At 66.8% G+C, this 19,589-nt stretch carries 21 protein-coding genes and 1 other annotated feature; of the genes, 8 read left to right on the forward strand and 13 right to left on the reverse strand.

Annotated elements, in window-relative coordinates; translation table 11 throughout:
• Positions 1 to 96 precede the first annotated feature (96 nt).
• Positions 97 to 273 carry a CsbD family protein gene (locus A9973_RS03090; protein WP_183012312.1) on the forward strand — a complete coding sequence of 59 codons (177 nt, stop codon included), beginning with the start codon at positions 97 to 99 and terminating at the stop codon, positions 271 to 273.
• A 27-nt stretch (positions 274 to 300) separates the two neighbouring features.
• Here A9973_RS03090 and A9973_RS03095 read toward each other — a convergent pair whose 3' ends face one another.
• Both A9973_RS03095 and A9973_RS03100 read right to left on the reverse strand, forming a co-directional pair.
• Positions 301 to 642, reverse strand: coding sequence for a YqjD family protein (locus A9973_RS03095; protein ID WP_183012313.1), 342 nt, complete (start codon positions 640 to 642; stop codon positions 301 to 303).
• Positions 643 to 719: 77 nt separating this feature from the next.
• On the reverse strand, positions 720 to 1,052 hold the full coding sequence (locus A9973_RS03100; protein WP_183012314.1) for a four-helix bundle copper-binding protein: 333 nt from the start codon (positions 1,050 to 1,052) through the stop codon (positions 720 to 722).
• Positions 1,053 to 1,199: 147 nt separating this feature from the next.
• Between A9973_RS03100 and A9973_RS03105 the strand changes: the two genes are divergently transcribed.
• Complete coding sequence (locus A9973_RS03105) at positions 1,200 to 1,463, forward strand: hypothetical protein (RefSeq protein WP_183012315.1); 264 nt, start codon at positions 1,200 to 1,202, stop codon at positions 1,461 to 1,463.
• On the opposite strand, the gene A9973_RS03110 is transcribed toward A9973_RS03105, so the two are convergent.
• Positions 1,449 to 2,528: a DNA topoisomerase IB gene (locus A9973_RS03110; RefSeq protein WP_183012316.1), complete on the reverse strand. Its 1,080-nt coding sequence runs from the start codon at positions 2,526 to 2,528 to the stop codon at positions 1,449 to 1,451. The genes A9973_RS03105 and A9973_RS03110 overlap by 15 nt on opposite strands.
• A gap of 186 nt (positions 2,529 to 2,714) precedes the next feature.
• On the opposite strand from A9973_RS03110, the gene A9973_RS03115 reads away from it, so the two are divergent.
• The 3 genes from A9973_RS03115 (at position 2,715) to A9973_RS03125 (ending at position 4,186) form a co-directional block, all read left to right on the forward strand.
• Positions 2,715 to 2,876 carry a hypothetical protein gene (locus tag A9973_RS03115; RefSeq protein ID WP_183012317.1) on the forward strand — a complete coding sequence of 54 codons (162 nt, stop codon included), beginning with the start codon at positions 2,715 to 2,717 and terminating at the stop codon, positions 2,874 to 2,876.
• Positions 2,877 to 2,925: 49 nt separating this feature from the next.
• Positions 2,926 to 3,078 (forward strand): DUF3309 domain-containing protein, encoded by a 153-nt coding sequence (locus A9973_RS03120; protein WP_183012318.1) that lies wholly within the window; start codon positions 2,926 to 2,928, stop codon positions 3,076 to 3,078.
• A 151-nt stretch (positions 3,079 to 3,229) separates the two neighbouring features.
• Positions 3,230 to 4,186: a 2-hydroxyacid dehydrogenase gene (locus tag A9973_RS03125; protein ID WP_183012319.1), complete on the forward strand. Its 957-nt coding sequence runs from the start codon at positions 3,230 to 3,232 to the stop codon at positions 4,184 to 4,186.
• A 10-nt stretch (positions 4,187 to 4,196) separates the two neighbouring features.
• On the opposite strand, the gene A9973_RS03130 is transcribed toward A9973_RS03125, so the two are convergent.
• Together A9973_RS03130 and A9973_RS03135 are read right to left on the reverse strand one after the other, a co-directional pair.
• Positions 4,197 to 5,033, reverse strand: coding sequence for a universal stress protein (locus A9973_RS03130; protein WP_183012320.1), 837 nt, complete (start codon positions 5,031 to 5,033; stop codon positions 4,197 to 4,199).
• Between the two features lie 132 nt (positions 5,034 to 5,165).
• Positions 5,166 to 7,292 (reverse strand): FUSC family protein, encoded by a 2,127-nt coding sequence (locus tag A9973_RS03135; RefSeq protein ID WP_183012321.1) that lies wholly within the window; start codon positions 7,290 to 7,292, stop codon positions 5,166 to 5,168.
• A 351-nt stretch (positions 7,293 to 7,643) separates the two neighbouring features.
• Here A9973_RS03135 and A9973_RS03140 point away from each other — a divergent pair, with 351 nt between their 5' ends.
• The 3 genes from A9973_RS03140 to A9973_RS03150 all read left to right on the forward strand — a co-directional run bounded on the left by A9973_RS03140 (position 7,644) and on the right by A9973_RS03150 (position 10,209).
• Positions 7,644 to 8,555 (forward strand): EAL domain-containing protein, encoded by a 912-nt coding sequence (locus tag A9973_RS03140; RefSeq protein WP_183012322.1) that lies wholly within the window; start codon positions 7,644 to 7,646, stop codon positions 8,553 to 8,555.
• A 173-nt stretch (positions 8,556 to 8,728) separates the two neighbouring features.
• The gene (locus A9973_RS03145) at positions 8,729 to 8,911 is read left to right on the forward strand and encodes a hypothetical protein (RefSeq protein ID WP_183012323.1); all 183 of its coding nucleotides are present in this window, start codon (positions 8,729 to 8,731) and stop codon (positions 8,909 to 8,911) included.
• 194 nt (positions 8,912 to 9,105) lie between these two features.
• On the forward strand, positions 9,106 to 10,209 hold the full coding sequence (locus A9973_RS03150; RefSeq protein ID WP_183012324.1) for a DUF748 domain-containing protein: 1,104 nt from the start codon (positions 9,106 to 9,108) through the stop codon (positions 10,207 to 10,209).
• A gap of 20 nt (positions 10,210 to 10,229) precedes the next feature.
• Here the strand turns inward: A9973_RS03150 and A9973_RS03155 are convergent, their stop codons facing one another.
• The 8 genes from A9973_RS03155 to A9973_RS03190 form a co-directional block, all read right to left on the reverse strand.
• Complete coding sequence (locus A9973_RS03155; protein WP_183012325.1) at positions 10,230 to 11,687, reverse strand: SulP family inorganic anion transporter; 1,458 nt, start codon at positions 11,685 to 11,687, stop codon at positions 10,230 to 10,232.
• Positions 11,688 to 11,704: 17 nt separating this feature from the next.
• Positions 11,705 to 11,757: a sequence feature (sul1 is cis-regulatory element that is thought to sense ions involved in sulfur or methionine metabolism; They are found in Alphaproteobacteria), on the reverse strand.
• 81 nt (positions 11,758 to 11,838) lie between these two features.
• Positions 11,839 to 13,974 carry a TonB-dependent siderophore receptor gene (locus A9973_RS03160; RefSeq protein ID WP_183012326.1) on the reverse strand — a complete coding sequence of 712 codons (2,136 nt, stop codon included), beginning with the start codon at positions 13,972 to 13,974 and terminating at the stop codon, positions 11,839 to 11,841.
• Positions 13,975 to 14,022: 48 nt separating this feature from the next.
• Positions 14,023 to 14,427: a DUF2946 family protein gene (locus A9973_RS03165; protein ID WP_183012327.1), complete on the reverse strand. Its 405-nt coding sequence runs from the start codon at positions 14,425 to 14,427 to the stop codon at positions 14,023 to 14,025.
• 46 nt (positions 14,428 to 14,473) lie between these two features.
• Positions 14,474 to 15,187: an MgtC/SapB family protein gene (locus tag A9973_RS03170; RefSeq protein ID WP_183012328.1), complete on the reverse strand. Its 714-nt coding sequence runs from the start codon at positions 15,185 to 15,187 to the stop codon at positions 14,474 to 14,476.
• A 200-nt stretch (positions 15,188 to 15,387) separates the two neighbouring features.
• The gene (locus A9973_RS03175; RefSeq protein ID WP_183012329.1) at positions 15,388 to 15,780 is read right to left on the reverse strand and encodes a hypothetical protein; all 393 of its coding nucleotides are present in this window, start codon (positions 15,778 to 15,780) and stop codon (positions 15,388 to 15,390) included.
• Between the two features lie 334 nt (positions 15,781 to 16,114).
• Complete coding sequence (locus tag A9973_RS03180; RefSeq protein WP_183012330.1) at positions 16,115 to 17,005, reverse strand: c-type cytochrome; 891 nt, start codon at positions 17,003 to 17,005, stop codon at positions 16,115 to 16,117.
• A 2-nt stretch (positions 17,006 to 17,007) separates the two neighbouring features.
• Positions 17,008 to 18,774, reverse strand: a complete 1,767-nt coding sequence (locus A9973_RS03185) for a GMC family oxidoreductase (protein WP_183012331.1) — start codon at positions 18,772 to 18,774, stop codon at positions 17,008 to 17,010.
• Positions 18,767 to 19,576 (reverse strand): gluconate 2-dehydrogenase subunit 3 family protein, encoded by an 810-nt coding sequence (locus tag A9973_RS03190; protein WP_255468997.1) that lies wholly within the window; start codon positions 19,574 to 19,576, stop codon positions 18,767 to 18,769. Before A9973_RS03190 ends, A9973_RS03185 begins: the two co-directional genes overlap by 8 nt.
• Positions 19,577 to 19,589: the final 13 nt, after the last annotated feature.

The following is a 19,589-nucleotide window of genomic DNA, read 5'->3' on the forward strand; positions in this document are numbered from 1 at the left end:
AGATGCCGGTCCGGGCACGCGACTTGCGGAAGGGTGTCCGGCTGGCGCATTCGCTAGCGCCGCCAACCCAACCATGCGATGAAAAGGTAGAGAGCCATGAACAAGGACCAGGTGAAGGGCAGAGTCAACGAGGCCGTCGGCAAGGCAAAGGAAGTCGCCGGCAAGGCGACCGGCAGCACGTCGACCGAACTGAAGGGCACGGCGCAGAAAGTGGCCGGCAAGACGCAGGCGGCCTACGGCGATGCGAAGGATAAGGTGCAGAAGCCGGGCTGACGCCCGGCAGAACCCAGGCTGGCGCGGCTATTGGCGGCCCACGACGACGCCGAATAGAAAGGCTGCGCCAGCCACCAGCCCGATGGCTTGCCACGGCCGGGCGTGAATGTACTCTTCGGTGCAATCGAGGGTCTCGCGCATCAGGTCGCTGGCGTTCTCCGACGCGTCGCGCAGGCTGCGCCGCGTCGCGTTCAGCTGGTCCGACAGGCGCGCCTTCAGCGCGTCCAGATCCGTCGGGTCGGCGTCGCGCAGCGTCGCTTCGATTTCATCGATCCAGCTCTCCGGATGGCGAGCGCGCCTGCGCGCCCCACGATTGTCCGGGCCGTTCTCGGGAAAGTCGGAAGGCAGAGGGGTGTTCGTAGAGGCCATCAGAAAGCTCCTGGCAATCGGGCGGGATGTTTCACCTGCGCGGGCCGGCCCGTGCGGCCGCGCGGCGTGTCGGGGCGCTAGGCCTCGAGCATGTCTTGACAGGCCAGCGTGCAGGCCAGGCAGGCGCCGGCGCAAACCTGGCAGTGCTCCATGTCCTGATGCGGCGCGCATGCACGGGCACATGCATCGGACACCAGAGCGCACAAAGTGCATAGCGCGGTAGAAAATTCGCCGTTGCGCGCCAGCATGGCGGCACACAGCCGGCACACGCCGGCGCAATCCGTGGCCAGGCTGATGCAGCGCTTCATGCGGGCCGCGTTGATTTCCAGACTGGTCGCGGCGCATTGGTCGCAAGCCACCGCGCATTCGTAGCAGGCTTGCACACATTGCTCGAAGTTTGGGTCTCGCATTGCATCTCCTTGTGAGTTCCCGTGGCGTCTGGCGAAGACATGCTCGGCCGGCCCGGGCACATCCACTTGCAATTTGAAGATGTTGACAGTGCGTTAACCCGGCGGCAGGCCGTAGGATGGAAATTCGAAATTTGACAGGAGAAGCCAATGACAACCCGCTCCCGTTCGACCGCCGCCGTCCCGGGCCAGGCGGACAAGGCCGCGCCGGCCGGTACGCAGGACAACGCTAAGATACTGCCCCCACGCGGCCCCGTCGATGTGCCGAAACAACCGGTCAAACCAGACGCCTCGACGCCGGACGAAGCCGCGCGGGACCAGCGCGCGGTCGTCGACAATCAAACGGAATCGAACTGGGCCGACGGCGCCGCGCCGCAGCCGCGTGCGAAGAACGCCCGCTCATCCATTTTGTGACTCCCCCGGGGCGCCCATGCCGTCAGGGGCGCCGGCAGGGGCGCCGGGCAGGGCGCGCAGGAACGCCAACAGGCGACGTTCGTCGGCGTCCAGGCCGCGCGGCGCAACCGGCGCCCGGGCCTTCGGCGGAAGGGTGCCCGCCAGATAAGCCTGCAGCACGGCGGGGTGCACATAGCAGGCGCGGCACACGGCGGGCGTGTTGGCCAGGCGCTGCGAGACCCGCTTGATCACGTCCACCACGGCCTGTCTGGCCTGCGCGTCGTCCTCGAACGGGCGCGCCTGCAAGGCCGCGTACGCCAGCACCGACCCTGCCCAGGTGCGATAGTGCTTGGCCGTGAAATCGCCCGCGCCCGCGGCGCGCAGATAGGCGTTGACCGCGCCGGAGTCCACGGGATGCTTGGCGCCGTCTTCATCCAGGTACTGGAACAACTGTTGGCCCGGAATTTCCAGGCAGCGCTTGATGATGCGGGCCACGCGGCGGTCTTTCACCGTGACATCGTGGGCCACGCCGCTCTTGCCCTGGAAGCGGAACCGGAAGCCGCCGCGCGCAGCGCTCGCATGCCGTCGTTTCAGCGTCGTCAGGCCGTACGATTTGTTTGCCCGCGCATACTCGCGCGCGCCGATGCGGATCAGCGTGGTCTCAAGCAACCGGACCAGGGTGGCGATCACTTTTTCCTGCGCCAGCCCCGCCGCCCGCATGTCGCGGTCGACCTGGCGTCGGATGCGGGGCAGTGCCTGGCCGAACGCCAGCAGATTCTGGTATTTGTCCGCGTCGCGCATGGCGGCCCAGCCCGGGTGATAACGGTACTGCTTGCGGCCCCGCGCGTCGCGGCCGGTGGCCTGCAGGTGGCCGTGGGGAAGGGGACAGATCCAGACGGCTTCATACGCCGGCGGGATCGCCAGCGCCTGGATGCGGGCGATTTCCGCGGCATCCGTGATGCGCGTGCCCTTGGCGTCCAGGTAGTGGAACGTGTTGCCGTTCACGCGCAAGCGGCGATAGCCCGGCTGGGTGTCGTCGACGTAGACCAGCGCTGCGGGCTCGGGCTGCGATGTGCGGGCGTCCATGCTGTCTCCGGCGGCGTTGGCGGGCCCCGCAGCAGCAAACGCCGTGCCCGGCCGCCGTCTCCTGCCCGGAAATTGCCGGGCCGGGCACGGCGCTTGCTGAGGCAAACGGCACGACGACATCAGCGAACCGATCTTTGCGGCCGGGGCTATTCCCCGGTCCGGCAAGGATCCCTAAAGGAGAGTGCCATGCAAGCCACATTGCAGCTACACGTGCCGCCCAAGCCCGATCCGATCCCGCCGGGATCGCCGCCGGGGGACCTTCCGGTGGAACCCGACACCGACGAGCCGGAAGTGGATCTGCCGCCGCTGTCGCCTCCGATCAGGGAAATAGACCCCCCCAAACGCTGATGCCCGCCTGCCGCTGAGCCATTCAAATCAATAACGACGAGGAGTCATCATGTCGACCATTCTGCTGATCATTCTGATCTTGCTGCTTATCGGCGCCGTGCCGGCCTGGCCGCACAGCAAGGGCTGGGGCTACTACCCCAGCGGCTTGCTCGGCATTGTCGTGATCGTGCTGATCGTGATGCTGCTGATGGGGCGGCTATAGCGCCTGACGGCCGGCTGAGCGCCATGCGGCGCGGGCCGGCCGTCTTTGCAAGGAATGGTCGTCCGCTGGACGGCGGGTAGCGCGGGCGCTTGGCGAGGCGTAAGATTTCCCGGCTTTTTCGAGAGACCTCCGCCTATCGGGCAACGCCACCATGACCATTCCCTTATTGATTCTGATCGACAGCGTGCATGATTTCCTGCCCGCGATTCAAGCGCGCGGCTTTCATGCCGTCTACGCGCCCACGGCGCAAGCCCGCAAGCAAGCCATCCAGGACCACGGCCACGAGATCCGCATCGTGCTGACGCGCGGCGCCACGGGTTTGCGCGCCGACGAAATGGCCGCCTTGCCGAAACTTGAACTGGTCTGTTCGCTGGGCGTGGGCTACGAGAACATCGATCTGGCCGCCGCCGCATCGCGTGGCGTCATTGTGACGAACGGCCCGGGCGCCAACGCCGTGTCCGTCGCCGATCATGCGATGGCGCTGTTGCTGGGCGCCGCCCGCCATCTGCCTCAAGCCGATGCCTGGGTACGGCAGGGGCATTGGAGCGGTTTCATGGGGCCGCAAGTGACGGGCAAGCGCCTGGGCATTCTAGGTCTGGGCACCATCGGGCTTGAAATCGCCAAGCGCGGCGCCAACGGGTTCGGCATGAGCGTCGGGTACTACAACCGGCGCGCGCGGGCCGAATCGGGCTATACCTATTTCGATAATCCTCGCGCTCTGGCCGCGGCGTCCGACTTCCTGGTGGTGGCGACGCCAGGCGGTGCCGGCACGCGGCATCTGGTGGACGCCGGCGTGCTGGACGCGCTGGGCCCCGACGGCTATCTGGTGAACATCGCCCGCGGCAGCGTGGTGGATACCGCCGCGTTGATTGCCGCGCTGGCGGAAAAACGCATCGCGGGTGCGGGGCTGGATGTGGTGGATGGCGAACCGAATGTCCCGGATGCGTTGAAGCAGCTGGACAATGTGGTGCTGACCCCGCACAGCGCGGGGCGGTCCCCCGAGGCGGTGGCGGCGACCGTGGCGCTGTTTCTGGAGAACGCCACGGCGCATTTCGGCGGCAAGCCGGTGTTGACGCCCGTGCTGGACGCGCAGGCCGAAGCCGCTTAGCCGAGCATGCTCAGTGCGAGAACATGATCGGCACGGTCATGCTCTTCAAGATGGACGCGGTAGCGCCGCCCATTGCCCATTGGCGGAACTTGCTGTGCCCGTAGGCGCCCATGACGATCATGTCGGCGCTATGGTCGGCGGCGGCATTCAGGATGGTGCTGCCGACACCGACGCCCTTGATGTCGCGGCGGACGTGGTCCGGCGCGGGCATGCCTTGGGCGACGCAATACGTGGCCAGGTCTTCGAAGGGCACGGCTTCGCCTTTTTGCGAAGCCCCGCCTTCGTCCATGGTCAGCGCGATCAGCTGCTTCGACAGGCGCAACGCCGGCGTGGCGTCGCCGAGCGCGCGCGCGGCCTCGCGGCTGCCATCCCAGCAAAACAGCACGCGGTCGCCGACGGCGGGAAAATCGCCGCTTGAGGGCAGCACCAGCACCGGGCGTCCGGCGGTCAACAGCATCTGCTCGACGAATTCCGCTTCGTGCGCGGCTTCCACGTCTTCGCGATTGAACTGGCTGACGATGACGAGATCGCTGGTGCGGGCGTGCAAGGCCACACAGACGCTGGGCGCGGTGTCGCCGGCACGCAAGACGGCGGGAACGTCGGCCGCGGCCGCCGCTTCCAGGAAGGCGTTCTGCACGGTGGCGCGGTTCTGCGCCTGCAGTTCCTTCATGACGTTCAGCGTGCGCGACATCAATACCGATTCGCCGTAGTAGTACTGGGGCGGCGCGGCGCTGGCGTAGATGCCGACAAGTTCGGCCTGATGGCGCTTGGCTAGCGACAACGCCAGCTCGGTGCGGCGTTTGCAGTCGAATCCGTGGTCCAGGTGTACGGCAATGCGGCGATACATGCGGGTCTCCTTGGTAAGCGTCCCATGGACACATGGTTGCGCTTTCCTGGAGGCCGGCCCTTGATTCGCGTCAAGCCGCGTCCAGATACCCGGAGACGGCGCAAATAGCGCCCGCCGCCGCACCGGAGCGGGCTAGCCGGGCGGGTCCTTTTCGATGCGGTCGCGCAGTTGGCGGACCTGACGGGCCTGCTGGGCGATGCGTTCGAGCGGATCCGCCAGAGCCGGGTCGGCGGCGGTGACCGCGGCCGGGACGGCCCACGGGCGGGCAGGCAGGTCCGGCGCGTCGTCCTGGGGATGCAGGGCGTGCGCCAGGATCCGTCCATAGTCGCGCAGCGCTACGGCGGCAGGCGCCTCGGGCGGCAGGGCCGGTTGAATCTCCAATACCGTTCCGGCAGCCGTGATCCGCCGCATGGCGTTCAACAGGTTCACCGCCGTGTCGACGTTGCGTTCGCGGTGCACCGGATTCTGTTGAAGGCGCTGTAGCGAGGCTTCGGCATTGTCGGCCGACAGGCAGGCCTGCCGGCGCAGGGCGACGATAGCGCCGTCCGAATCGGGGGCTGCGCCGCCTTTTTGCCGGATCAGCGCCAGCGCATAGGCCGCGTGCCGGTCAAGCGCGCGGGTCAGCGCGCCGGCCAACTGCCGCGGCTCTTTTTCCGGCCACACGAGAAACCCCACCAGCAATGCCAGGATGCCGCCCAGCACGCTATTGAAGGCGCGCAGCGCCGCCAGTGTGGGTTCGTAGATTTCCGGCTGCTGGATATGGCTGACCAGCACGAACTGGGATGTCAGGAAGAACGTGAACAGCGCGTAGTGGATGGTGCGCGCGGCGAAGGTGCCCAGCGCGATGGGCAGTACCGCCAGCGCGACGGATAACGGCGTGCTCAAGAACAAGCCCAGCAGGGACGCGCCGATGGCGCCGGCCACGCTGCCCGTCACGCGTTCCAGGGTCCGCTGCCAGGTCGTCGCGAAGTAGGGCTGAAGGATGAAGACCAGCGTAAGCGACATCCAATAGCCGTGGTTGACGGCGAACGTCCTGGATAGGGCCACGGCGATGGTGGCGCCGACGCCGACACGCAAGGCGTGGCGGAAGGCGTCGGACTCCACGCCCAGGTTCTGCCGCAGCGTGCGCCACGCCTGCCGGACGCGGGACGCCGCAAGGCGTTGCCGGTCAGGCGCGGCGGGCGCGTCGACCTGGTCGAACAAGGCTTGCATGACGGCTTGCGCTGTATGCAGGAGGCGGTCCAGCACGGGCACCATCGTTGCCAGGTCGGGCGCATAGGCCATGGCGCCGCCGCGCAAGTCGTGCAGGCCCGCGCCAAAGTGGGCCAGACGCTCGCGCAGGCATTCCGCCTGCTTGGGATCGTTGACGTCCGACGTGCTGGCAATGGCGTTGCACACGCTGGCATAGCGGTGCAGCGCATGCGACAGGTGCGCGCCCGCGCTGCGGCCCAGCCATTGCGGCGCGTGGGATTCCAGCAGGTCGGCAGAGGCGACCAGCGCAATGAAGCTGTCTTCAGCGCTGTCCAGCAGGTAAGTCAGCTGATTGGCGCGGGCACGGCGCGAAGGCCTTGTGTCCTGCACCTCGCGGATACGGACCCGGGCGGCTTCCAGGGCTGCACGCTGGGCGCTGCGCTGCGGTTTGGTGACCGCGGTCCAGGCTTCGGGGCCGGCCGTCGGGGTCAGGCCCGAATACATGCGCGCCAACGCGTCGGCGAAATCGGCCAGCCCGCGATAGCAATGCGCGACCGCGTGCGTGGCGTCTTTCCACGGCCGGCGGCGCCATACCAGCGCGGTCATCAAAATGGCCCAGACGGCGCCCGCCAGGAAGAACATGGTGAACCAGAGACTGTCGGCCAGCGTCGGGGTGGGCAGCTCGGCTGCCACGACGAAACCGGCGGACAGCAGCGTGCCCACGATCGCCGCCGCCGGACCCAGCACGCGCAGCAGGCCGCCGAAGGTGCAGCAGACGAAAGTCAGGGGCAGCAGCAGCCAAAGATGGCCGGCGCTGGCACTGGCCAGAAAGCAGAACAGGGCGCCGATCAGGCCCAGCGCCAGCATGGAGCCGGCACGTTGGCGTAACGGGCCGCCGGGGTCGCCAAAGCACGCCCAGAACGCGGCGATCGCGGTCCAGCCCAGCCGCGGCTCGTGCGCAAGCACGGCCAGGATGACAGGGGCCGCGCTGATCGCGGCGGCTTGCAAGGCGTCCAGCCACAGGACATTGCGCAGGGATACGCGCCAACGGGAAAGCAGGGTCGTCACGCTATTCACACCACCACAAAAAGGGGCCGAGAGCCGAAAGATGCAAACCCTATCATGTCGACAAAGCGGTTTTCGCGTCGCCGCGAACGCTGTCCACAGCGTGTCAGATTCATGAATCCGAATGGGTGTATACAAATAGTTTCATTTGTGTGACTTTGCGGCGTCTTAAGCGCAAAATTGCCTGGAACAATTGCTCGAAATCGCATAAAAAAACAGTTGGCGGTTCAAGGTGCCGGAAACGACGGCCGGCGCCATAGCGGCAAGCCGATAGTGAATACTCATGTCCCAATGTGCCTCTTTCTGCGCCCGGACAGCGCAGGCCATACCCAGAGGCACGCGAGGAGCGTAGACATGACGCCCAATCACGAGGCTTCCACAAGCTCGGTGGTCAGCGACGAAGAAATCGCTGCCATGGTGACAGGAAAGGATGGGCTGCGGGTGTTGTTGCAACCGCAGGTGGACCTGATGACCGGCAGGATCGTGTCGGCCGAAGCATTGGCGCGATGGCAGCATCCGCGCCTGGGCGTTGTCATGCCCGCGGAATTCATTCCCGCCATCAACCGCATGGGGATGGACAAGCTCCTGTTCGAGCGCGTGTGCCTGCGCGTGATCGACGTGCTGCTGACGATGCGGCGGGCCGGCATGGCGGTGCCGATCGCCATCAACGCGCCTGCCACCACGCTGTCGGACGAACGTTCCGTCGATTTCCTGCTTGATCTGATCCGTGCGGCGGAGCTTCCGGCATCGCTGGTACGGGTCGAACTGACCGAAGACCAGCCGATCCGCGAACTGGATGTGCTGCGCGCATCGCTGATGAAGCTGGAAGAGGCGGGATGCGAGGTCAGCCTGGACGACTTCGGCACTGGCCATGCCTCTCTGAAACTGCTGTCGGCCATTCCCTTGTCCGAAGTGAAGATCGACCAGTATTTCGTGACGCGCATGCGGCGCAGCGCGGTTGCCTTTGAAGTGCTGCGCACTGCCGCTGAGCTGGCCACGCGCCTGGGCTGGCGCGTGGTGGCCGAAGGCGTGGAGAACGTGGCGGACATCCCGGCGTTGCGGGCGGCCGGCTGTCGCTACGGGCAGGGCTTCGCGCTGGGGCGTCCGATGCCGCTGGATGCGTTGATGGTGCGACTGCGTACCCAGCGCGACGGTGGCGAGCCCTTGGCGGCGCCCGCCAACTACGCGTCATCGTGGATCGAGGCATTCGACGGCGCCGCTTCGGAAACCGAACCCGGTTTTCCTGTCCGCGCCACGGCGCAGTAGCGCCTGTGGGGCGGTTCGCCGCGCGCAATTTCTTCCATGGGGGCCGGGACTTACCGGTCTGAAAACGGGGACTCCAATCGGAGCGCCCGCGCACGTCCCGTTGCGGCGTTTGGGCACGTCAGTTGCTACTTCAGATCCAGCGGAGTCCTTTCCGCCTAATCAGGAGACTTGTAATGTCCAATCAGAACCAGCCCGACCAGCAAAAGCAGCCGCAAAAGCAACAGGCCCAGGAAAACCCCAAGGACCGCAATCAGTCCCCCGGCCAGCAACCCGGCCAGTCCGGGCAGACCGCCGATAAAGGCCAAGGGCAGCAGCCCGGCCAGCAGCCTGGCCAGCAAAACAAGACACAACGCTGACCCTTTGATCGCGCATTGAGTCCGAAAGCCGGCCGCGCGATGCCCGACGGCCCCGTCCCCGCCTTTATTCGGCGCGGACGGGGCCGATTGCGTCAGGGGGGCATATGCTGCCATCATCCATTTCGTCCATTGAATAATGGCCCCATATCGCCGACCATTTCTTACTCCGTCGCCACCCCGAACCTGGAACCGCAATGAGTTTGAACGCAGCCGCGCCGCGCCGCAGATCGGCCCTGGGCACCGCCATTGCCGTGCTGCTTATCCTTGCCGCGCTGGCCGGCGTCCTGGCCTTCGCCGCCACCCGCATCGCGGAGCAGCGGATTTCAAGCATGCTGGGACCTCGCGGACAGGTGGGAGACGTGCGGGTGGGTTGGCGGCAGGTGGTGCTGACCGACGTCAACGTGCCTGGCGCGTCTGGCCAGGCTGGCGCAAGCGCCAAACGCGTTGTTCTGGAACCGGAGTGGCCGGCGTTTCTGCGCCACGAGGCCGTCTTCCATACCGTCGTGGTTGAAGGCTTCGATTTCGCCGTGGTGCGTGGCGCCGACAGCGAATTGCAGATTGCGCCCGCGCTGCAGGCGGCGCTGCATGCAGGTGCAGGCGGGGCCGCCAAATCGCGCGGTGACAGGACGATCCGCATCACCGAACTGATCCTGCGCGACGGGCGCCTGGATTTCGAGGATGCCGTGGTGGCGAAGCCGCCGCATCGCATCCCGTTCAAGAACGTGCAGGCGCGATTAAGTCCGGTGTCGGTTCCTGGCGACGGCGTGCGCAGCGACATGACGTTCAGCGGCACGTTGGCAGACAACCGCAACGGGGAGTCCACCGTGCGCGCGGAAGGATGGCTGCAAATCGGGGGCACCGACGCCGACATGAAAGTGGCCGTGCGCAACATGGATATCCGGCACGCCGCGCCTTATCTGTCGGAAAAGGAAGCGGGTTCGCTCACGGGCGGCGCGATGGATCTGGACATGAAAACGACTATCGCGAACCGTGAACTGCGCGCCTCGGGTACGGTCGCGTTGCGCGGCCTGACCTTCAGCGGCGACGGCACGTTGTTCTCATTGCCGCGCAAGGCGGTGCTGGCGGCGATGAAAGACAAGCGTGGCGCGCTGCGCTTTGACTTCAAGCTTCAGGGCAGCCTGGATAACCCGAAATTCTCGGTCCGGCGGGGCTTTGCGGCGCAGGTGGCGCAAGGGTTCGGCCACGCCATCGGCGTTGGCGCGGAAGGCGCGGCCGAGGGCGTGACCGGGGCCGTCAAAGAACTGGGCAACGCCTTGTCGGACCTGCTCAGCCCGTAATCCCTAAAGCCCTTAATCCCCTAGTGCGCGCCGCCCGTGGCGTGCTTGCCGATCAAGGTGGCGCTTGCCTCGTTCAGGCCGACGACCTCGACGGCGAGGCCCGCACGGCGAAGCTTGGCGACGGTCTTGTTCAGCGCGTCGACCGCCGAAATGTCCCAGAAATGCGCGTCGGACACGTCGATGATCACGGTGTCGACCGCCTCGTGGAAGTCGATGGCCGCGGCAAATCGTCCGACCGAGGCGAAGAACACCTGGCCGGCATAGCGGTACGTGCGGGTCGCACCGTCCTCGGACAGGCTGGCCGAGACGTTCAGCAGGGCCCGGACCTTGCCGGCGAAGAACAGGCCGCTCAGCACCACGCCGGTCAGCACGCCGCGAGCCAGGTCATGCGTCCAGACCACGACCAGCACCGTCGCCAGCATGACGACCGACGATTGCCAGGGGTGGGACCGCAGGTTGGGCAGCGACCGCCAGTTGAAGGTGCCGATCGACACCATGATCATCACCGCCACCAGCGCCGGCATCGGGATGCGCGCCACCAGCGGGCCCAGCACCACGATCAGGAACAACAGGAAGGCGCCCGCCACGAGCGTGGACAGCCGCGTCCGGCCGCCCGAACGGACGTTGATGACCGACTGGCCGATCATGGCGCAGCCGCCCATGCCGCCCAGGAAACCGGTGACGATGTTGGCGATGCCCTGGCCCTTGCATTCACGGCGCTTGTCGCTGGACGTGTCCGTCATGTCGTCGACGATCTGTGCCGTCATCATCGATTCCAGCAGGCCGACGGCCGCCATGGTCAGCGAGTACGGCAGGATGATGCGCAGCGTTTCCAGCGTGAAGGGCACGTCGGGAATCTGGAAGAACGGCAAGGCGGACGGCAGCTTGCCCATGTCGCCCACGGTGGCGACGTCCAGCCCGCCATAGATGGACACGGCCGTCATGGCGACGATCGCCACCAGCGGGGAGGGCACCGCGGTGGTCAGGCGCGGCAGCAGGTAGATGATGGACAGCGCACCGGCGATCATGGCGTAGGTGACCCAGGTCACGCCGGTCAGGTGGGGCAGTTGGGCCATGAAGATCAGGATGGCCAGCGCGTTGACGAAGCCGGTCACGACCGAGCGCGACACGTACTGCATCAACAGGTCCAACCGCAGGAAGCCGGCGACGATCTGGAACAGGCCCATCAGCACGGAGGCCGCGAACAGATAGCCGATGCCATGGTCGCGCACCAGCGGCACCACCAGCACGGCGATGGCCGCGGTGGCCGCCGAGATCATCCCCGGCCGCCCGCCGGTGAACGCGATGATGACGGCAATGGAGAAGGAGGCGTACAGGCCCACGCTGGGGTCCACGCCGGCGATGATGGAAAAGCCGATGGCTTCGGGGATCAGGGCAAGCGCGACCAGTACGCCCGCAAGGATGTCGGCGCGCGGATTGGACATCCACTCGCGACGGAGCTTGGAGAAAAAAGGCATGGATTGGATAAAACAGAGGTCATCCGGGGGATAGGCGCCCGGCCGAGCCACCCGGCAAGCCGGGTCCAACGGGGCCGCAGATGCAGCGACCGCCGCCTCCGTTGCAGAAGCGGCGGTCGAATTGTACACGCGGGTCGGGGCCCGCTGCGGTTCAGAACCGGTAGTTGGCGCTGAGCTCCACGCGCCGGCCTTCGCCCAGCAGCCACTGCGTCTGGTTGTAGTAGGCGGTTTCGGCGTACTGGCGGTCGAACACGTTGAAGGCGCGGAGCGCCAGGCTCAGGTCGCGCCGGGGCTCCCATTGCAGCGCCAGGTTGGTTGTCGCGTAGCCCGCCATTTCCAGGCGGTTGGCCGCGTCCGCGTAGCGTTTGCCCACGTAGCGCACGCCGGCGCTGGCCGTCCATTGCGGGGCGAACTTCCAGCTGAGCCACGCGTTGGCCACGCGTTCCGGCACGTCGGTGGGCACATTGCCATTGCGCGACACCGCCACGCCGCCGACCGACTCGTTGAAATCGTCATACCGGGCGCGCAACGCCACGGCGTTCACGTCCAGCCGCCATGCCGGAGACAGTTCGACGCCCAGCGTGGCCTCCAGTCCGCGCGACGATTGCTCGCCCACCTGGATGCGCAACGCGGGGTCGTTGGGGTCGCGCGTGACCAGGTTGTTCTTGGTGATGTGATAAGCCGCCAGCGTCCATTGGCCCTTGTTGTCCCAGAACGTCTGCTTCACGCCGATCTCGATCTGTTTGCCCTGCGACAGTTCGTAGTCCTTGTTGGCGGGCGACAGCAGCAGCAAGCTGCCGATCGGATCGGCGGCCTGCGCGTACTGGCCGTAGACGGACAAGGTGGGCAGCACGTCGTAGACCGTGCCCAGGCGCCAGCCGATGTTGGTGTAGGTGCTGCGGAAGGCCGTTTCGTCAGCCACCAGGTCGCGCCGTTTCAGGTCGATATGGTCGTAGCGCAAGCCGCCCAGCACCGACCAGCGGGAAGTCAGCATCAACCGGTCTTCGGCGAACAGGGCGTACTGGCTGGCCGTGTTGCGGTAGCGTGGAGTCGTGCCGGCCATATTGATGAAGCGGCCGTGATCCACGTCGTACGGGTCCACCAGCGACGTGCCGGAGTAGGGCGAATTGTTGGTGTGCTTGAGCGAAGCGCGGTTCAGTTCGACGCCGACGGCCACCTTGTTCGCGAGGCCGAACAGGCGGCCGTCGAACGCGGCGTCCGTGACCATGCCGGTCTGCTCCTGGTCGTGGCCGATGTCGGTGTAGCCGCTGCGCAGGATCTGGCCGACGGGCGTCCACGCGTAGTTCTCGGCATCGCGGTAGTCCCGGTTGCTGCCGATGTAGTAGAGGCGGCTGCGCACGGTGGTCGCGGGGTTGGGGGACCATTCGGCCTTGAGTTCGGTGCGGCTGTCGCGGTAGATGATCTTGCTGTCGGCCACGTTGTAGTTCTGCTTGCGCAAGCTGTAGTCCAGCGTGCCGTCGGCAAGCGGCGTGCCGAAATAGCGCGTGGGCTCCTGCCAGGCATAAGCCTGGGTCAGCGTGACATTCAGTTCCGGCGACACGTCCAGGCGCAGCGCGGCGGTGACGGCGGCATCGCGCGAATCCCCCAGACTGATGCCGGAATCGGTATGGTTGCCGCTGACATCCAGCCGGTACGACCACTTGTCGTCCAGCGCGCCGCCGCTGCCGAAACCGAAACGCTGGGTGTCGTGCGTGCCGATCGTCGTCATCAGCTCGTTTTCGATGGGGCCGCGCGTGGGCTTCTTGGGGATCACGTTCACGACCCCGCCGATGGCCCCTTCGCCGTACAGCACCGAGGCCGGACCGCGAAGCACTTCGATGCGGTCCACGGCCCAGGGGTCGTAGATGAACGTCTGGCCGACGCCGCCGTATTGGCGCACGCCGTCATAGAGCTGCGCGACGGAGTTGGAATCGGTGAAACCGCGGGAAGACAGCGACGAGCCGCCGTTGCCGGGATGCCGCATGGCGCTGATGCCAGCCGCCTGGGTGATGGCGTCCGTGACGGTGGTGGCGCCGCGCGCGCGCAGTTGTTCGTTGCTGATGATGTCGATGCTGGCAGGCGTTTCGAAGGGCGTCAGGCCCAGCAAGGTGCCGGTGGAAGCCTGGTCCAGCAACGTCGGCGCGGGCAGATCGCCCTGCACGGAGATGGCCGGCAGCGTGGCGACCGGGGCCGTTTGCGCATGCAGCGCGGGCGTGAAGGCGAGCGCGGTCCAAATGGCCACGCGCCGCTTCAGGACGCGGTGCGTCCTGGCGGAAGAAAAAGGCATGAATACTCTCGGTAGGCTAAGGATTGCCGCGCACGGGCGGCGCAGGATTTAGCGGAATACCGGGAGTCGGGGCGGCGCGCGGGCGCCGAGCGGGGCGCCGGTGATCGACGCATGGACGGGGCCGGGCGGGGCGCGCGCAGCCAGCGGATGGGCCATGACGGCCAGCGCGGCCGTCAACACCACGGGCGAGGGGGGCAAGGCCACGGCGGCAAGCGCCATGCCGACCGGGCAGGTGGCGGCTTGCGCCGCGTGCCGTTCGTCGGGCGCGTTGTCCTGCTTGGACGGCCCGGCCACCCAGATGGGGCCGGCGGCCGAGCACAGCTGGATCAGCGTGCCGCTTTGATGCGTGGCCGGCATGAAGCCCTGCGGCACCATCGCCTTCAGCACGAACAGCATCAGCACCAGCCAAAGGCCGGCGTTGCCGCGGTTCAGGGTCGTCAGGGAGGCTCGCATGGTCGGCGCCCATTCTAGAGCGTTTCGGCGCGGCCGTCGCCAAACCTCACACGGTGCGGGCGGCCCAGAACGCCGTGCGCACCGCAGGCGATGCGGCAATGCTGGCCGTGACGCGGTCCAGGTCCAGCTCGTTGACCGAGGCCTCGCTGAGCGCGGCTTCGATCTCCACCTCGTTCTCGCCGAACTGGTCGATCTTCAGCTCGGACAACGGTAGCTGTTCGGCCTCCAGCACGTCTTCCAGCACGGTCATGGCGGCCTGGCGGTGTTCTACGTTCGCGATCACATGAATCACATTCGTGACTTCCGAGGTCTGCGAATCCAGCGGTTGGCGGTTCACATAGCTGACCACGGGGCGCAGCAAGGTGTTGGCCGCCAGCACGAAGGCCGTGGCGGCCACGGCCTCCAGCATGAGCGATGCGCCTGCACATGCGCCGATGGCGGCCGAGCCCCACAGGGTGGCGGCGGTGTTCAGCCCGCGGATGCTGCCGCCTTCGCGCATGATCGCGCCGGCGCCCAGGAATCCCACGCCCGACACCACGTAGGAGATGACACGCGTGCCGCCGTCCGCGCCGCCGACACGGAATGCCAGGTCGACGAAGATGGCGGCGCCCACCGCCACCAGCACGTTGGTGCGCAGGCCGGCCGTGCGTTGGCGGAACTGGCGTTCGAATCCGACGATCGAGCCCAGCACGAACGCGGTCAGCAGGCTGACCAGGGTGTTGGCCAAGGTCAGGAATTGGATATTTTCGAAGTTCTTCATGGTCTTGCCCCTTTTCAGCTTATTGGAGGTTCGGCGTGGGGCTCGCGTGGCCCCTTGGCGCGCTCAGGGCAGGCGCCAGACCGAGGCCAGCACCAGGCCCACGCCGACCAGCCAGATCAGCACCAGGGCCAGCACGCGGGCCAGCAACAGGACTTTGTACGGGTCTTTCATGACAATCTCCTTGCCAGGAAAACCGTGGTTCAGGCCGGCAGCACGGCGATGGACGCGCCGGTTTCGTTTTCCCAATGCACGCGGCGCACGTCCGGGCTTTGGCCCAGGCGCAGCGCGACGGCGCTGAGCAGGCTGCGCAGATGCGGCGGGCAATGCAGCGTGACGACCGTGGACGCCAACTGGCCGGCTTCAGCCTGCGTAATGCGTACGGCGACTACCCGCAGGTCCAGCGCCTGCAGTTCGTAGTACAGCTGTTTGCGCAGCGTGTTCAGCGTGGCGCTCAGGCTGACGATGGTGAATTGATAGACCGGCGTGACGGGCGCGCGGGCAGGCAGGGCGCCCAGCGGGACCGGGCCCGCGGCGTGGCCGGCCCGGGCGTCATGGGCCCGGTCCAGGAACGGGAAGAAATTCTTGATACGCATGGTCGTCTCCTTGACAGGGGAGTACGGTGGAAGGTCCACAGGCATGCGCCGCTTGACCGGCAAGACACGCGCGCAACAAGGCCCGCGTATCGCGTCGGTAAGCTTTAGGGGGAAAGGGGCTGAACGCCCAAGTCCTGGCTGAACGCAGGACTCACGCGGAAGGGGGATTCCGCGGATCCTGCGTCAAGCGGCGCGAGCAGTCGGTTTTCGACTACATCCGTCGTTGTCCACAGTGATCTCTAGGTGGTTGAAAGTGCCGCGAGTATAGCGCCGCACTAGGGTAAACACCAGGAAAATTTCCCCGCCCTGCGCCGCGCGCAAGGCGGGGAGGCGGTCACTTCGGCTTGGGCGGCGGGCCGGCGTAATACAAGGCCAGCGCCTCGATTTCGCTGTCAGTCAGCCGCTGCGAAAACGCGCGCATCACGCCCACGTCGTCGTTCTGGCGCGAGCCGTTGCGAAACGCATTCATCTGGTCCGTGAAGTATTCCTTGGATTGGCCCGCCAACCTGGGCAGCAAGGGGCCTTCGCCCATGCCGCGCAAGCCGTGGCAGTTGGCGCAGGCGGGCAGCGCCCGCGCGCCGTCGCCTTGCAGGTCCAGCTTGCGCGCCGCGTCGCCGCCGAATTCGCCCACGTGCAACGGCGGGCCGGCCAAGGTGCCGTAGTAGGCCGCCACCTGGCCGATCTCCTGTTCGGTCAGCGCACGTGCCACCGTGTTCATCAGCGGCTGGACGCGCGTTCCGCTGCGGAAATCGGCCAACTGCTTGGCGAGATACTCGCGGCTCAGGCCGGCCAGGTTCGGAAAGATGCCGCCGGTGGGCGTGATGCCCGCAGGACCGTGGCAGGCGATACAGGCCTGCACGCCGGCTCCGGGCTTGCCGGTGGCGGCCAGTTGCTTGCCGGCTTCCGGGTCGGCGCCGCGCAGGAACCCTTCCCAGTCAGGGCGCGACGCGCTGAAATCCAACGCGCTGCGGCCCGGCACCTGTGCCGGGGCAGCGGAGGTTGCCGTCGGGGCAGGCGCGGCGGGTGCGGCAGGCGTAGCGGCAGCGGGCGCCGCCGGCTTGGCGGCGGGCGGCGGCGGGGCCGGCGGCGCGACGACCGCGCTTGCCCGGATCAGGCCGTCGCCGCCGGTGCCGATCATCTGATGCGCGGTGGCGATCAGCGTCACGAGCGGTGGCGCGATGATCAGCAGGATGGCAATGGTGATGCCTTTGCGATGTTCAATCATGATCACACCAGCCGCCCTGGCGAACGCAGATAGTCCGCCTTGATTTTGTCGACGATCCAGTAGGCGGTCGCGCCCACGGTGCCTGTCGGGTTGTAGCCCGAGTTCTGCGGGAAAAGCGCCGCGCCCGTCACGAACACATTGGGCACGTCCCAGCTCTGCCCATATCGATTGACGACGCTGGTCTCGGGGTTGTCGCCCATGGCCGCGCCGCCCGTCAAATGCGTGGATTGGTAAGCGGTGGCCGAGAACGGCCGCTTGCGCGGGCCGGGCTCCGTGCGGGCAATCCCTTTCATCGCGCGTCCGATCTCGTCGCCCTTGGTGGTCAGGAAGGCCGACATGCGGATGTCGTTGTCCGGGAAATCATAGGTGACGCGCAGCAGCGGCAGGCCCCAGGCGTCATTGTAGGTGGGGTCCAGGCTCAGGTAGCCGCCGCGCCAGGGTTGGGCGGAACCCGTGATGGTGATGGACGCGGAGTGGTTGTAGTAGCGCTTGACCGCCTTTTTCCAGTCGGCGCCCCACGCCGGCGTGCCTTTGGGCGTGGGGTGGTAGCCGATGGGCGCGCCGCTGACGACCTGGATCTGCAGATAGCCACCGCCCACGAATCCCAGCGGCCCGTGGTCGAAGTTGTCGGCGCTGAAATCGTCCATCGTCACGGCCACCGCGCCCGCGCCCATGAAGGGGTTGATGTTGACGGATTCGTCGAAGAACAGGTTCACGCCCGACGTCGTCTGGTGCGTGTAGTTGCGGCCCACGACGCCCGTGTCCGTGATCGGATCGTAGGGCTTGCCGATACCGGAGAGCAGCAGCAGCCGCACGTTGTTGATGCCGAACGCGCACAGCACGACGACCTCGGCGGGTTGGAAGATCTCTTCGCCGGCGGCGTCCACATACGTCACGCCGCGCGCGCGCTTCTTGTCCGGCGTCAGCTCCACGCGCAGCACGTGGGCGCCGGTGCGGATTTCGAAGTTCGCCATCTTCATCGCCACGGGCAGGATACAGACCTGCGGCGAGGCCTTGGCGAAGTGCTCGCAGCCGAAGTTGGAGCAGAACCCGCAGTAGACGCACGCGCTCATGTGCAGGCCTTCGGAATTCACGTAGGGCCGCGTACAGAGCGCCGACGGCTGCACGTAGGGGTGGTAGCCCAGCGTCTTGGCTGCCTCGCCGAACAGGGCGGGCGCGTAGGGCACCTTCATGGGAGGGTTCGGATACGGCCGCGACCGCCATGGCTCGAACGGGTTGCCGCCTTCCTGCTTTTGCCCCTTGATGTTGCCTGCCTGCCCGGATGCGCCGATCAGGTAGTCGTAGCGGTCGAAGTAGGGCTCCAGTTCGTCGTACGTCAGCGGCCAGTCCTGACAGGTCAATTCGCGGTCGAAGATGCCGGCGCCATAGCGTTCTGTGTAGTGGCTGCGGATGCGGAAATCCGTGGGATCGAAGCGGTAGTAGGCGCCCGACCAGTGGTTGCCGGCCCCGCCCAGATGCGTGCCGGGATAGGCGAACTGCCAGCGGCGCATGGGCAGCGCCTTCTGGTCGGTGCTGTTGCGGAACGTGAAGGTTTCGGTGGCGGCGTCCTGATGCAGCTCGTGGCGGCGGGTGTACTTCAGTTCGTCGTGGACGTTCGGTCCCTGGAAGTCGGGCGATGGCCAACGCGCCTGGCCGCGCTCCAGCACGACCACGCGCTGGTTGGCGGCGGCCAGCTCCTTGCCGATGATCGATCCCGTCCAGCCGCCGCCGATAATCGCCACGTCTACTGCGGGCAGGGTCTTAGCCATGGCCGTCTCCCGGTTTCATCACATGTCCCGTGGCGTTGGCGATGGACACCGGCTTGCCGGCCCAGATGACGCCATGCCGCTCGATATCGTTGGAGAACGAGGCGAACGCGCCCGGAAACCCCACCAGCTTCCAGCCGACCATGTCGGCATTGCCGCCGTACAACGGGTCCGAGAAGAACCCTTCGATGGTGGCGTCCAGTAGCGCCTGGAAAAACACGTCGGAGGGCAAGGGTGAAAAATCGGGCTTTCCGGCCTGCATGTCATGCAGCCAGGCGTCCTGCCGGGCGTCGTCCAATTCGGCAAACGGCTTGCCGTCCTGCTTGCGGGTGGCGGCGTCCAACGCGGCCAGACCGCGCCGGATCATCTCGGCGGGGGTGAATGACAATTGGTAACCCTGTTCCGGCGTGCCTTTTTCGAACGGGCCTTGCCGGTAGAACTGGCTGCCTGCCCCCCATGCGCCGGCCAATTGGCCATCCAGGAAACGGGTCACACCGGCTTCCTTGGCGCCCGGTCCCAGTTCGTCGGCCGGGATCAGGCGTGCCGCGATCGCGTCCATCGCCAGGGCTTCCTGGGCATTGAAAAAGGTCAAGGTTCGATTGACGGGCGTCGCCGCGGGGGGGAGCATCTGGCCCGTTCCCGCCGCAGGCGGGGACTCGCCCGGCGCGCTGCGGGCCGTGACGGCCCATGCGGCGCCGGGAACCCCGACCGCCAACGCCTTGAGCAGGCCGCGTCGCCCGGGGGCTGGCGGATCGTCCGGGCGTCGAGCCTCAGGGGATAGATCGTCGGAGGGTTGATCGTCCATGCATCACTCCAGC

The organism is Achromobacter sp. UMC46, assembly GCF_014170335.1.
GTDB lineage: Bacteria > Pseudomonadota > Gammaproteobacteria > Burkholderiales > Burkholderiaceae_B > Achromobacter.